The organism is Mesorhizobium amorphae CCNWGS0123, assembly GCF_001686985.1.
Lineage (GTDB): Bacteria > Pseudomonadota > Alphaproteobacteria > Rhizobiales > Rhizobiaceae > Mesorhizobium > Mesorhizobium amorphae.
The window spans coordinates 4,479,285-4,493,203 of the sequence record NZ_CP015318.1; the positions used below are offsets into that span (position 1 = coordinate 4,479,285).

The 13,919-nt window shown below is 64.6% G+C and carries 12 protein-coding genes; 1 reads left to right on the top strand and 11 read right to left on the bottom strand.

All coding sequences use genetic code 11. From position 1 onward, the window contains the following. Nucleotides 1-85 precede the first annotated feature (85 nt). A complete protein-coding gene (locus A6B35_RS21170) occupies nt 86-916 on the top strand; it encodes an isocitrate lyase/PEP mutase family protein (protein ID WP_006203472.1) in 831 nt (276 codons plus the stop codon). A 144-nt stretch (nt 917-1,060) separates the two neighbouring features. Here A6B35_RS21170 and A6B35_RS21175 read toward each other — a convergent pair whose 3' ends face one another. The 11 genes from A6B35_RS21175 to A6B35_RS21225 all read right to left on the bottom strand — a co-directional run bounded on the left by A6B35_RS21175 (nt 1,061) and on the right by A6B35_RS21225 (nt 13,840). Next, nucleotides 1,061-2,581, bottom strand: coding sequence for a peptidoglycan DD-metalloendopeptidase family protein (locus A6B35_RS21175; RefSeq protein WP_006203471.1), 1,521 nt, complete (start codon nt 2,579-2,581; stop codon nt 1,061-1,063). A 117-nt stretch (nt 2,582-2,698) separates the two neighbouring features. After that, a complete protein-coding gene (locus A6B35_RS21180) occupies nt 2,699-3,352 on the bottom strand; it encodes a protein-L-isoaspartate(D-aspartate) O-methyltransferase (protein ID WP_006203470.1) in 654 nt (217 codons plus the stop codon). After that, on the bottom strand, nt 3,349-4,107 hold the full coding sequence (surE, locus tag A6B35_RS21185; RefSeq protein ID WP_006203469.1) for a 5'/3'-nucleotidase SurE: 759 nt from the start codon (nt 4,105-4,107) through the stop codon (nt 3,349-3,351). The genes A6B35_RS21180 and surE overlap by 4 nt, the downstream gene beginning before the upstream one ends. After that, on the bottom strand, nt 4,107-5,411 hold the full coding sequence (gene serS, locus A6B35_RS21190) for a serine--tRNA ligase (protein WP_006203468.1): 1,305 nt from the start codon (nt 5,409-5,411) through the stop codon (nt 4,107-4,109). The genes surE and serS overlap by 1 nt, the downstream gene beginning before the upstream one ends. Before the next feature lie 98 nt (nt 5,412-5,509). Beyond that, nucleotides 5,510-6,385: a twin-arginine translocase subunit TatC gene (tatC, locus tag A6B35_RS21195; RefSeq protein ID WP_006203467.1), complete on the bottom strand. Its 876-nt coding sequence runs from the start codon at nt 6,383-6,385 to the stop codon at nt 5,510-5,512. Then, complete coding sequence (tatB, locus tag A6B35_RS21200) at nt 6,382-7,062, bottom strand: Sec-independent protein translocase protein TatB (RefSeq protein ID WP_006203466.1); 681 nt, start codon at nt 7,060-7,062, stop codon at nt 6,382-6,384. The genes tatC and tatB overlap by 4 nt, the downstream gene beginning before the upstream one ends. 85 nt (nt 7,063-7,147) lie before the next feature. Then, a complete protein-coding gene (locus tag A6B35_RS21205) occupies nt 7,148-7,369 on the bottom strand; it encodes a twin-arginine translocase TatA/TatE family subunit (RefSeq protein ID WP_006203465.1) in 222 nt (73 codons plus the stop codon). 179 nt (nt 7,370-7,548) lie between these two features. Further along, a complete protein-coding gene (gene scpB, locus A6B35_RS21210) occupies nt 7,549-8,304 on the bottom strand; it encodes an SMC-Scp complex subunit ScpB (protein ID WP_006203463.1) in 756 nt (251 codons plus the stop codon). Further along, complete coding sequence (locus tag A6B35_RS21215; RefSeq protein WP_050900753.1) at nt 8,301-9,101, bottom strand: segregation and condensation protein A; 801 nt, start codon at nt 9,099-9,101, stop codon at nt 8,301-8,303. Before A6B35_RS21215 ends, scpB begins: the two co-directional genes overlap by 4 nt. A gap of 63 nt (nt 9,102-9,164) precedes the next feature. Further along, entirely contained in the window at nt 9,165-10,184 is a 1,020-nt protein-coding gene (gene nagZ, locus A6B35_RS21220; protein WP_006203461.1) for a beta-N-acetylhexosaminidase, read from the bottom strand. Nucleotides 10,185-10,318: 134 nt separating this feature from the next. Beyond that, nucleotides 10,319-13,840, bottom strand: a complete 3,522-nt coding sequence (locus A6B35_RS21225; RefSeq protein ID WP_006203460.1) for an SPOR domain-containing protein — start codon at nt 13,838-13,840, stop codon at nt 10,319-10,321. Nucleotides 13,841-13,919 lie beyond the last annotated feature (79 nt).

The following is a 13,919-nucleotide window of genomic DNA, read 5'->3' on the forward strand; positions in this document are numbered from 1 at the left end:
GAGTGCTGAGGGTAATGTTCTTTATTCGTTCCAGAACTTGTGCCATTTTCCATCAGGCTCCGACGACTCGAAAGGCTGAAGGGAAATGCAATTGGAAAGCAAGGGCGCAGCGTTTCGCAGGCTTCATGAGCAACCGGGCGCGTTCGTCATTCCCAATCTTTGGGACGTCGGCACGGCACGGATTCTGGCAGCCATGGGTTTTCGTGCCCTCGCCACCACTAGCGCCGGCATGGCGTTCTCTCTCGGCGTCGCCGAGGGACAGGTGTCGCTGGAGGACACTCTAAACCATTGCCGGGCCATCGCGGCCGCAACACCGCTCCCCGTCTCGGCCGATCTCGAGAAAGGCTTCGGCGACAGTCCGCAAAGTGCCGCCGAGACAATCCAGGCCGCAGCCGGCATCGGCCTGGCCGGATGTTCCCTCGAAGACCATACTGGCAGACGCGGCGACCCGATCTACGACTTTGCACTCGCTGTCGAACGGATCGCGGCGGCCGCGCAGGCGTGCCGCGCGCTGCCGGATGATTTCGTCCTGACGGCGCGCTGCGAGAACTTCCTGTGGGGGCGGCCCGATCTGGATGACACCATTCGCAGATTGCAGGCCTTCGAGAAGGCCGGAGCCGATGTGCTCAATGCACCCGGCTTGCACGACCTCGGCATGATCCGCACCGTCTGCGACGCCGTGACGAAACCGGTCAATGTCGTGATGGGCATGCCTGGCACGACGTTTGGCGTGGCCGAACTGGCGGACGCCGGTGTCAAGCGCATCAGTGTCGGCTCGGCGCTGGCGCGGCTCGCTTTCGGCAGCTTCGTGCGCGCCGCGCGCGAGATGAGATCGGCAGGCACCTTCCGGTTTTCCGAACAAGCCATGGGCTTCGCCGAACTGGAGGGCTTCTTCACCGGATCGACGAAGGCTTGAGAGTCGCCGAGTATCTGTCGCGAAACTGCGTTTTGCCCAACGCGGCTCCGATGCCGTGTGCCGCTGAAAAAGCCCGCCCCTTGCGGAGCGGGCTGAGCCGGCAAGCCGGACTGGAGGTCAGACGGCCCGCAATCGTTTATTGTTCTATTCCAGATAGCCCGACGGATCGACCGGGGCCGAGTTCTTGCGCACTTCGAAGTGCAGCTTCGGCGAGTCGGTGGTGCCGCTCATGCCGGATAGCGCGATCTCCTGGCCGCGCTTGACCTTCTGGCCGCGCTGCACCTCGATCGAGCTGGCGTGGCCGTAGACGGTGACCAGCCCATTTTCGTGGCGCACCAGGACAGTGTTGCCGAACTCCTTGAGGCCGTCGCCGGCATAGATGACGACGCCGTTCTCGGCCGCCTTGACTGGCGTGCCCTCGGGAACCGCGATGTCGACGCCGTCCTTGCCGGAACCGAAGCCGGAGATCACGCGGCCGCGCACCGGCCAGCGCATCTTGCCGATGCCCGTCGCATTCGGCGCCACCGCGTCGTCATCCTCGGCCTGCTGGATGACCTTGGCATCTTTCTTCGGCGGCGTGTAGGACGCCAGCGTTTCGGTCGGCTTGGCCGCCGGCTGCGTGGTCGCGGTCGTCACCGGGTCGACCTTGACCGGCTTGGCGGCGGCGACTGTCACTGTCCCGCCGGCCGGAACCTTCAGCGTCTGGCCGATCTTGAGCAGGCCGTCCTGCATGCCGTTCGCCTGCTTGAGCGCGGTCACGCTGACGCCGGTCTTCCTGGCAATGGCGGACAGCGAGTCGCCTTGCTGGACCGTGTAGGTGCCGCCGGCGCCTGCCGGCTTGGCCGCGACCGCCTGCATTGCAGGCTTGGCGTTCTTCGGATCGCTCGCGGCGGCCGATGCGTCGACCTGCGCGGCGGACTTGCCGTCCTTGAGCTTCGGCTGCTGTGGCAGCACGGCGAGTTTCTCCGGCGCGGTAGCCGGCGGCTTGGGGCTGTTCGCCGGCTTCGTGTCGGCAACTTTCGACTGCGTCGCTTTGCTTGAATAGGCATAGGCCGGGATGACCAGCTTCTGGCCCGTCTTCAATCCCTTGGTCGCGCTCAGCCCGTTGACCTTCATGATCACATCGGCCGGCACCTTATAGCGGTGCGCCAGGCCGGAAATCGTCTCGCCGTCCCTGACCACAATCTCGGTTGCGTGCGGCGTAGCGGCCGCCGTCGCCATTTTCGGCTCGTCGGGCTGCGCGTCCTTGAACGGCTTTGCCGCCGGGGCGACAGTGCCGGTGGTCGTCCTGTCGACATGCGTGGCGGGAGGCGCCAGCACCGGGGCCGAAGCGGTGCGCACCGGATTTGCGGCGGCCGGGGCGGTCTGCGAGACCGGCGGCAGCTGCTGCACCGAGACCGGTTCCAGGCTGGAGCGGCTGACCGACTGGGTGTGGCTGCCATCGACCGGTGCGGGAGATGCCGCGACATCGCCCGGATAAGGCTGGGCGGCGTCCTGTTTGTCGATGATGGCGCGCTGGTTGTTGGTCGAGGAGGTGAAGACGTCGTCGACACCGTTGAATCGCGCCACCTGGGAACTGCATCCCGCGGCGGCGCCTGCAATCATGAGGACGGCGCAGCCACGCGCCAGATTGCGTCCGTTTGCCTTCAAAACACTGAATTGCATCGCACTAACCCGCACAGACCCGGTACAAACTAGGCATGATTAAAGCGCGTTAATGTTACTGGCCGGTTAACCCCTTAGAATCTGGCGAAAATTTTCTTAAAATATTCGAGTGCGCTGCTAGATCACAGCAGCGACGCTGCGCAGGATCGGCTGCAGCCGCACGATGCCGATGTCCTCGCGCTCGAAACGGCTGCCGACCTTGGTCAGCTTGGCCACCACCTGCTCACCCTCTTCCGGGCCGATCGGCGCGATGACGATGCCGCCGCTCGACAGTTGGTCGAGCAGGAAGCGTGGCAGGCTGTCAAAGGCCGCCCAGGCGACGATGCGATCGAACGGTCCCTCATTGGCCAATCCATTGGAACCGTCCGCCTGCCGGGCAACGACATTGCCGATGGCGAGCGCCTCGAAGCGCTGCCTGGCCTGCTCGGTCAGCGTTTTGTAGCGGTCGATGGTGACGATGCGCGCTGCCAGCCGCGACATCACCGCTGCCGTGTAGCCCGATCCGGTGCCGATCTCGAGCACCCGGTTGCCCGGCTCGATGGCCAAAGCCGCAATCACCGCGGCCTGCAGGTCAGCGCCCTCGATCGCCTCACCGCACTCGATCGGCAGCATGCCGTCCGACCAGGCGAAGGAATGAAACTGTCCGGAGAGGAAGCCGCGCCGCGGCGTCGCCTCGAAAGCCGCGATCAATGCCTTCGGCACCGCGCCCCGGCCGCGCAAGCGCAGCAGGAAGGCGGCAAAACCTTCGCGGTCGTCGAGTGGCAGGGTCATGAAAGTGCCTTGGTCAGTTGGTCGCGGATTTCGTGGGCGGTGAGATCGAGCTGCAGCGGCGTCACCGACACCAGCCGGTTGCGCATGGCGTGGAGATCCGTGCCCTTCTTGCCTTCGACCGGCTCGCGGCCGAAGCGCAGCCAGTAATAAGGCAGGCCGCGCCCGTCGCGTCGCTCATCGACCCACAGGCTGTGCACAAGCTTGCCTTGCGAGGTCACGACGGTGCCGGCGACTTCTTCGGGAAGGCAATTCGGAAAATTGACGTTGAGCAGCACGCCATCCGGCAGCGGCATGGCGACAAGCTTGTTGAGGAGCGCCGGCGCCAGCGCCTCGGTGGTCTCGTAGGGAACGACGCGATCCTCGCCGACATAGGAGTAGGCCTGGCTGAGCGCGATCGAGCGGATGCCGAGCAGCGCGCCTTCCATGGCCCCGGCGACGGTGCCGGAATAGGTGACGTCGTCGGCAATGTTGGCGCCCGAATTGACGCCGGACAGGATCAGGTCCGGCGCTCCCGGCAGAATCTTCTTCACGCCCATGATGACGCAATCGGTCGGCGTGCCGCGCACGGCAAAGTGCTTTTCGCCAATCTTGCGCAGCCGCAGCGGCTCCGAGATCGACAGCGAATGCGCGTAGCCGGACTGGTCCTGCTCCGGCGCCACCACCCAGACATCGTCCGACAGCGTGCGGGCAATGCGCTCGAGCGACGCCAGGCCCTCGGCATGGATACCGTCATCATTGGTAAGCAGGATGCGCATTATTTCGATTCGATCTTTGCCAGACCGCCCATGTAAGGCCGAAGCGCTTCAGGAATGGTTACGCTGCCATCCTCATTCTGGTAGTTCTCGATGACAGCAATAAGAGCGCGGCCGACGGCGGTGCCCGAGCCGTTTAGCGTGTGGACAAAGCGGTTGCCCTTGCCGTCCCTGTCCTTGTAGCGGGCGTCCATGCGCCGCGCCTGGAAATCGCCGCAGACCGAGCAGGACGAGATTTCGCGATAGGCGTTCTGGCCGGGCAGCCAGACCTCGATGTCGTAAGTCTTGCGCGCGCCAAAACCCATGTCGCCGGTGCACAGCGTCATGGTGCGGAACGCCAGGCCGAGCCGCTTCAGCACCTCCTCGGCGCACGCGGTCATCCGCTCGTGCTCGGCCAGCGAGGATTCCTGGTCGGTGATCGACACCAGCTCGACCTTGTAGAACTGGTGCTGCCGCAGCATGCCGCGCGTATCACGCCCAGCCGAGCCTGCTTCTGAACGGAAGCACGGCGTCAGCGCCGTATAGCGCAGCGGCAGCTTTTCATGCGCGGTTATGTCCTCGCGTACGAGGTTGGTGAGCGGGACTTCGGCGGTGGGGATCAAGCCCAGCTTGCCGTCTCCGTGCGGCGTGAAGAACAGGTCATCCTCAAATTTCGGCAGCTGCCCGGTGCCATACAGAACCTCATCGCGCACCATCAGCGGCGGGATCACTTCCTCATAGCCGTGCTCGGTCGTGTGCAGGTCGAGCATGAACTGGCCAAGCGCGCGCTCCATCCGCGCCAGCCCGCTCTTCAGCACCGTGAAGCGCGAACCCGACAGCTTTGCCGCGCGCTCGAAATCCATCATGCCTAGCGCTTCGCCGATTTCGAAATGCTCCTTCACCCAGTTCGGCCGCGTCGGCACAGTGCCGACGGTACGCGTGACGACATTGTCGTGCTCGTCCTTGCCGACCGGTACGTCGTCGAGCGGCACATTGGGCAGCACCGCCAGCGCATCGTTCAGCGCCTTGTCGAGTTCGCGTTCGCGCGCCTCGCCGTTCTGGATGAAGGCCTTGATCTCGCCGACTTCCGCTTTCAGCTTTTCGGCAAGGGCAGCGTCGCCCGAACGCATGGCATTGCCAATCTCTTTCGAGGCGGCATTGCGGCGTTCCTGCCTGGTCTGCAGTTCTGTCAGATGCTCGCGCCGCGCCTCGTCCCTGGCGATCAGGTCATCGACGGTGGATTGCGCGTCATCACCCGACCACGAGCGCTTCACCAGCGCCTCGACAAGGGTCTTCGGGTTGTCGCGAATCCATTTGATGTCAAGCATGGTTTGTTTCGTCCCTGGCTAAGGCCAGAGGGCGTAAACCGCATCCCTTGACGATGCAAGACGGGCGAAACACGCCCGTCACCTTTTTCGGCTTCTGCCTAGCTTGGAGCCTGCGTCGAGGACGCGTCCGCCGCCTTCTCCGCCGCTTCCGCCGCGGCGTCCTGTTTCTCGCGCGCCAGGCGGTCCCGTTCCTTGCTCCGCTCGATCAGCCGCGCCGACCAGATGGCGACCTCGTAGAGCAGGATGGTCGGAATGGCGAGGCCGATCTGGCTCATCGGATCCGGCGGCGTCAGCACGGCCGCCACCACGAAGGCGATGACGATCGCCCATCTGCGCTTCTCGACCAACGCCTTGGACGACAGCATGCCGACGCGCGTCATCAGGCTGGTCACCACCGGCAGCTGGAACACCAGGCCGAAGGAAAAAATCAGCGTCATGATCAGGCTGAGATATTCCGACACTTTCGGCAGCAGCGATATCTGCACCTGGTCGTTGGTGCCGGCCTGCTGCATGGCGAGGAAGAACCACATCACCATCGGCGTGAAGAAGAAGTAGACCAGCGACGCACCCATCAGGAACAGGATCGGCGAGGCGATCAGGAACGGCAGGAAGGCGTTGCGCTCGTTCTTGTAGAGGCCGGGCGCGATGAATTTGTAGATCTGCGTGGCGATCAGTGGAAAGGCGATGACCATGCCGCCAAACATGGCGAGCTTGACCTGGGTGAAGAAGAATTCCTGCGGCGCCGTGTAGATCAGCTCGACCTTGTGCGGGTCGAGCCCCGCCCACTGCGTCGCCCATTTGAACGGGACGACCAGAAGGTTGAACAGCCGCTTGGCGAAGAAGAAGCAAACGAGGAAGGCGATGAAGAAGCCGCCGATCGACCAGATCAGCCGCCGGCGCAACTCGATCAGATGCTCCATCAGCGGAGCCGACGACTTTTCGATCTCGTCCTTTTCCGTATCCGAAACGCTCACTTGGCGGCTCCCGCCGTCTTCTTGGCCGCCGGCTTTTTCGCCGGCGCAGGCTTCGGCTCAGCCTTTGCCGCCGCCTTGGCGGCTGCAGGCTTGGCAACTTTTGCAAGCGCTGGCTTAGCCGGTGCTGCCTTGGCCGCCGCAGCCTTGGCTTGCTTCGATGCCGCCGGCTTCTTCACCGGTGCCTTCTGCGGCGCTGGCGTTGCAGCCACTGCCGATGTCACCACCGCATCGTCGGTCATCGCCGGAAAGATCGGAGCGGCCGGCACCGTTTCCGGTCCGTTGACACCGGGCATCACCGTGGCGCCGTTCTTCAGCGGCTCGGCCGCCTGCGGCGTCTCCGCCGCCGGCGCTGCGGGATCGACGGCCGGCTTCGGCTTCATTGCCGCGTCGACGCCGGCGCGGACATCGGCTGCCGCCTGCTCGAACGGGTTGAGCTGCTTGCGGATCTCGGCCGCCGGATTGAGGCCCCGAAGGGTATCGACCGACTTTTTGACGTCGTCTAGTTCGGCTTCCTTCAGCGCCTCGTTGAACTGCTTCTGGAAGTCGGCGGCCATGGCGCGCAGCTTTGCCGTCGTGCGGCCGAAGGTGCGCAGCATATTGGGCAAATCCTTCGGCCCGACGACCACGATCATGACGATCGCGATCACCAGCATCTCGGTCCAGCCGACTTCAAACATGGCAATCTGTTCCGACTAATGCATGTCGCTCAAAAGTGCGACGCGGTTTTGGGACAACGACATGCACAAAGCAACAACCTTGGGCTCAGCTCTTGCTGGCTTTTTCCTTCGCCGCCGAAACGGTTTCGTCGGCCCGGTGCTCGACGGTGCGCTTGTCGTCGGCAACTTCGTCGTCGGCCATGCCCTTCTTGAAGCTCTTGATGCCCTTGGCCATGTCGCCCATCAGCTCGGGAATCTTGCCGCGGCCGAACACCAGCAGCACGATCACCAGCACGATCAGCCAGTGCCAAATCGAAAATGAACCCATTGCAAATCTCTCTCGAACGTTTTCCCTGGCGATGATCTATGCGCATTCGCGTTGGGATTCAAACAGAACCGCGACAAAGTTTATGAAGGCGCGCCGGATGTCACGCATTTTCGGCGGTGCGGCCCGCTACCAATCGGCGCATCTACAGGCGGAACGCGACTTTTGACAGCGGCTTGCAGTCAATCTTCCGTGACGCGCGGCGTCAGCAGGCCGAGTTCCTCGAGGTCGATGTCGGTCAGCGGATCCTCGTCCTCGGTCAGCGCATCCGGGTCCGCCGGCGGCAGCGGCACCGAGAAATTCGACGGCATACGGGTGGAAAGCAGCCCGGCGCCCTTCAGTTCCTCCATGCCGGGCAGATCGCGGATCTCCTCCAGCGCGAAATGGTCGAGGAAGCTCTCGGTGGTGCCGTAGGTCACGGGACGGCCGGGCGTCTTGCGCCGGCCACGCATCCGCACCCACTCCGTCTCCATCAGCGTGTCCAGCGTGCCCTTTGACGTTTCGACGCCTCTGATGTCCTCGATCTCGGCGCGCGTCACCGGCTGGTGGTAGGCGATGATCGCCAGCACTTCGAGCGCCGCGCGCGAAAGCTTCCTCTGCTGAACGGTATCGCGGCTCATCAGGAAGGCGAGGTCGCCAGCAGTGCGGAAGGCCCAGGCATCACCGACGCGCACCAGATTGACGCCGCGCTTGGCGTAGATTTGCTGCAGATCCTCCATCGCCGCGGCAATGCTGATGCCGTCCGGCAGGCGCGCGGCCAGTTGTTTTTCGCTGACCGGCTCGGCGCTGGCGAAGATGATCGCCTCGGCCATGCGCACAGCTTCCGACAGGAGCAGCCGCTCGGCCGGGTTCTCGACCATCCCCTGCTCGACGGCGCCTTCCTCGGTCTCGTCGTCGACCTTGAACGGAATGACCGAAGCGTTGGCGCGTTCGCTCATGCTACCACCTCGACTGCCTTGATGCCTTGCGCGCGACCGCGCAGATAGAGCGGCGCGAACACCTGGTCCTGCCGCATCTCCATCTTGCCTTCACGCACCAGTTCGAGCGTCGCGGCAAACGAACTGGCGACCGCCGTGCGCCGATCTTCCGGGGCGGACAGATACTCGATCAGGAAGGAGTCCAGCGAGGTCCAGTCAGGCAACGTCCCGACCAGCCTGATCAGGATGTCGCGCGCGTCCTTGAGGGACCACACGCCGCGCCTGGCGATCGTCACATTGTTGATCGCCTGCTTCTGGCGCTGCTGCGCATAGGCGGTCAAGAGATCGTAGAGCGAGGCCGAATAGGCGTTGCGCTTCTCGATGATCACCATTTCCGGCATGCCGCGCGCAAACACGTCGCGGCCGAGCCGGTTGCGGTTGACCAGCCTCGCCGAGGCGTCGCGCATGGCTTCCAGCCGCTTCAGGCGGAACTGTAGCACCGCCGCCAGTTCCTCGCCGCTTTCGCCTTCCTCGCCCGGTTGCTTGGGGATCAGAAGCTTCGACTTCAGGAAGGCAAGCCATGCCGCCATCACCAGATAGTCGGCGGCAAGCTCCAGCCGCAGCGCTCTCACCTTCTCGACGAAGGCCAGATATTGCTCGGCCAGCGCCAGGATCGAGATGCGCGCCAGGTCGACCTTCTGGTTGCGCGCCAGGTGCAGAAGCAGATCGAGCGGGCCTTCGAAACCGGCGACGTCGACGACCAGCGACGGATCGCCAGTCAGCCGGGAATCGTCGTTCTCGGCCCACAGACGGTCCATCGGTGCGGCCTTCGCGGCCTTGCTGTCCAATGTTTCCGCCACTGCCTTTGTCTCTTCCTCTGCTTAGGCCACCGCATCGAAATAGGTGGCAAACTCGGCGCGTATCGCGGTTTCTTCAGCCGCGTCGCGGTCCTTTATATAGGTCAGTGCGCGCTCCGCGCGCGCAAGCGACTTGCCTTGAAGCCCCGTCGTCCGTGATGCAATGCCGGACATCTCTTCGAAAACACCATTGCAGTGAAGGACGAGATCGCAGCCCGCCGCAAGGATCGCGGCCGCCTTTGTCGGGAAATCCCCAGAAAGTGCCTTCATCGAGGTGTCGTCGCTCATCAACAGCCCGTCGAAGCCGATGTCGCCGCGGATAATGTCGTTGACGACCTTGCCCGAGGTCGTCGCCGGATTGCTCGCATCGATGGCGCTGTAGACGACATGCGCCGTCATCGCCATCGGCAGATGGTTGAGCGCCTTGAACGGGGCGAAATCATGCCGCCGCAACTCGTCCATGGGCGTATCGACGGTCGGCAGTTCGAAATGCGTGTCGGCAAAGGCCCGCCCGTGCCCGGGAATGTGCTTCATCACCGGCAGCACACCGCCCGACATCAGGCCTTCGGCGGCCGCGCGGCCAAGCTCGATGACGGCGCCTGGCTCCTTGCCATAGGCGCGCGCGCCGATAACGTCGCTGGCGCCCTCGATCGGCACGTCGAGCACCGGCAGGCAGTCGGCGGTGATGCCGAGGCGCAGCAGATCGAAAGCATGCAGCCGCGCCATCAGCCAGGCTGCGCGCGTGCCCGCGTCACGGTCGTTCCGCCACAGTGCGCCAAGCGCGCCGCCGGCCGGATAGTTCGGCGCCAGCGGCGGCCGCAGGCGCTGCACCCGGCCGCCTTCCTGGTCGATGAACACCGGCGCGTCCGGACGCCCGATGCAGTCGCGCATCGAGGCGACCAGATCGCGGATCTGTTCGGGCTCGCCGATGTTGCGGGCAAACAGGATGAAACCCCAGGGCCGCTCGCCGCGGTAGAAGCGGATTTCGTCTGGGGTCAGCGATTTCCCGGCACAGCCGAGGATCATGGATTTTGATTCGGTCATGACAACAAGCTTAGAGCTTCATGCGGACAAAGGGAATCATCCCGGATCGCCCGCCTCGGAATGCCCGGGAGCTTCCACATGAAAAAACCGGCGCGGCCATTCGGCCGCGCCGGTTTTCGTGTGGTTTCAACTGATCAGCGCGACACGAAGCAGTTGCCGCCGGCCGCCTTGTAGCTGGTGCACAGATTGATCGCGTCGTTGCGCGACTGCGCCGGAACGCGAACCCGGTAGAAGGTTCCCTTGCCGGCGATCTCGGCCTTGACGATGTTGGCGGTGCGGCCGGAAAGCACGCTGCCATAGCGGCGCTGCAGGTCCTGATAGGTCGACTGGGCGCTCTCGACCGTCGGCTGCGAAGCGATCTGCATCGACCACGAACCACCGCCTGTCGCTGCTGCGGTCGGCGATATGGAGGCGACCTGGTCGGGCTTGACCTCGCCGACCACGTCGACCGGCTGATCGGACGGGCGCTGCGGCGGCACTGGAACCGTGGCCGACGTATTCGCCGATTGCGTGCTGGCGGACGGGGCCTTGGCTTCGGCCTTCGGCGTGGGGGCTGCCGCCGGCTCGAGCGGCCTGGCGGTCTCGGCCTGATCGGTAGCAACCTGATCGGTCGGCTGATCGCTTGCCTGATCGGTCGCTGGCGCCACGGTGCCGGTCTGCTCCGCGTCGGACTGCGCCGCCGGAGCGACAAGTTGCGGTGCTGGATCGGTCGGCTCGGCTGCGGCAACCTGCGGCGCCGGATCCTCACGCGGAACCAGCGAACCGTCGGGCTTGACCATCATGGTCCTGACCTTGCGCGGCGCAACGGCGGCGACTTCCGGGTTGGTCCCCTTGTCGGCCTCCTGAAGAACCTGCGCGATGCGGTCCTCGGATTTCGGCGCCGGCGCGGCATCGGCATTCCCGGAAGTATCCACGCCTGGCATCGCGGCCGCGGGGGCATTACCCGCTGCATCCGTGCCGGGAGCGGCATCGGTATCGTCGGGTGAAAGATCGACGACGCGGCTTTCCGGCTCCTTGGTTTTCACGTCCACCGGCTCTTCGGTGTTGGTGACCAGCTTCTCCTGCACAGGTTCAGCCGGCTTGGTGCCCTTGGCCACCGCGTCATAGACCTTGTTGTCCTGGTTCGGCACCACGGCGCCACCCGGGTTTTCAGGCTTGACCTTGATCGGCGCGTTGTCGGCCTTGACGATCACGGGCGCTTCGCTGCCGCCCTTGCCGCCGAGCGACAAGGCAAATGCGCCGAGGCCACCGGCGATCGCCACCGCGCCGACGATCGCGGCCACCATCAGGCCGCGGCTGCGCGGCTTTGCAGCCTCGCGCTCAGCCAGACCGGGCACCGACATCGCCTCGTCCAGTTCAGGATCGTAGTCGAGCTCGTCGATGGCGAAATCGTCAGCCTGCGAAACCGGCTTGCTGCCGGGCAGATTGTCCATGTCGAAGCTGCTCGCTGCAGCAGCGTGGGAAGCGGCCGCCGTCGCGGCAAGCACTTCGGCCGGCTTCGCCGCATAGGCGGGTGCTTCGTCGCGGTCATAGCCCGGCTTGAACCCGGCACTGTAGGTGTCGTCTTCATAGGTCGTGCTGCGCGCCGGCGTCGCGGCCACCTCGGGGGCGTTCATCTCGGTCAGCAGACCGGCGAATTCGGCTTCGAGGTCGTCATAGGCGGACGCAGCCGGCTGATCTTCCTCGAAATTGAGCTCGGGAATATCGAGGTCGTCGGCCAGCGCGACGACGCGCTCCGGCACATCGACCGTCTCGACATCGGGCATCTCGTCATGGCGAGGCTGTTCGTGCCGCACCGGCTCGGGCTCGACTTGGGCGGCGACCTCTTCGACCGGCTCCTGCTGGTACGCGGGCGCCGCGGAAGCCGGCGCTGAAGCAACCGGCGGCGCCGAGGCCATAGGCTGGGCCGAGAACGAGGCCTGCACAGGGGGCGCGGCGACCGGTGTCACCCGGCTCCACGAACGGGCCGGCTCTGGCGGCGTTGAGCGCATCCAGTCCGCCGAATGGGCAAAGCCTTCCCCGACAGCGGTGCGTCCCGCTTCATCGTGACCAAGGTCCGATACATCGTGACCACTGTCCGATCCGTCGTGGCCAAGGTCGGACTGGTCGTGACCAGGGTCCGACTCGTCGTGACCACGGTCCGATACATCGTGACCAAGGTCCGATTCCTGGCCAAGGTTGATACCCTTGGCAAAGGCGGCATCGAACGCCTCGTCGTCGAACGCGACGTCGGCAGCTGTCACAGTCTCAGCCCTGAAATCCTCACCATCGAGCTCGCCGGCGAGATCAATGTCGAGATCGGCGTCGGCAGCCTGGGCCGCCTCATGATGCTGCTGCGTCTCAGCAGGCTCATGTTCGTCAAGATCCCAATCGAGTTCTTCGATGGGATCGGCCTGCTGGGCAGCGGCCGTTTCCGCCACGACAGCCGGCTGTTGAACCGGCTCGGGCTCCTTCGCGGCGACGGGAACCGGCCGCGCGGTCATGGCGCCAAGCAGCGCGTTCAGTTCGTCTTCCAGGCTCCGATCGTCTGCGGCAACCGGTTTTGCCGGCTCGGCCGCAACCGCAGCGGGCACCGTCGGCTCCGCGGCGGCGCTTTCGGCAACCTGCTCTTCGGCCGCCTCGGCCGGCCCCTCGTCGATGCCGAGGTCGAAATCGTCGTCAAACGCGCCCTGCGCGGCAACCTCGCGAGCATCAATCTCGGGCACATCATCATTGTCGGCTTCGGCGACATAAGCCGCCTCGACAGGTGCTTCGACAGCCTCGACAGGCGCTTCGACAGCCAGAGGCTCATCGATTTCGGTCGGTTCTTCGGCACGGACATCGAAATCCATATCGACGTCGGCCATATCCATTTCGACATCGGCCATCGCCTCGTCGAAATGGTCGGAAAACTCCGCTTCGGGAATCTGACGGTCGGCTTCCTCGGCAATCTGGACCGGCGCCGGATATTCGACAGCGGCGGCAGTTGCGTGATGATGATCTTCTGCCGGCACTTCATCGTCGAGCGGCGCGTGATCGTCGAGCGTCAGCTCGTCCTCAAGCGACAGGGATACGGCATTGTCCAAATCGTCGTCGAATGCGGCTTCGACCGCCGGCGCGACCTGCTCCGCGGCGGCGTGCTCTGCTTCATGTTCAGCCGTGTCGGCCGTGGGATGATCGTCGAGCTGGAATTCCTGATCGAGCGAAGCGGCAAGCTCGGCGTCCATCGGCATGTCGTCGTCGAGCGGCGACACGTCTTCCAGCGAGCTGGCAACCGCCTGATCGAAATCATCACCGAAGGCAGCCTCGACCTGCGGCGCAGCAACCTCGGCGACGGGCGCAAAGTGATCCGCAGGGTCGTCGAACACGAAATCCTGTTCGAGCGATGCAGCAAGCTCGTCGTTCATCCTGGCGGCAACAGATTCGAAAGCCGGCTCCTGGCGCTGCGCGGCGCCCTCATCGGCGCTGAATTCGCCCATCAGCTCCTTCTCGAGGTCGATATCGAAATCGCCCTCTTCGGCAAGCTGGTCGGCCGGAGCAGCCTTCGGCGCGGCAGGCGCCTGCGGCTTTACCGGCTGGCGCGGGTCGAAACCCATGATCCGGGTCAATTCCGCGAACGGATCATCGTCAGCGATGTCGTTATGGTCGGCTGTTCTCAGCTGGGTTCTGTCTGCCATTATTGTTCCCGAACTCGCACACATTCGGACGCCATGGACGTCGCGCAGGGTTGGCCCATACCAGCGCAATGTGGGCAAA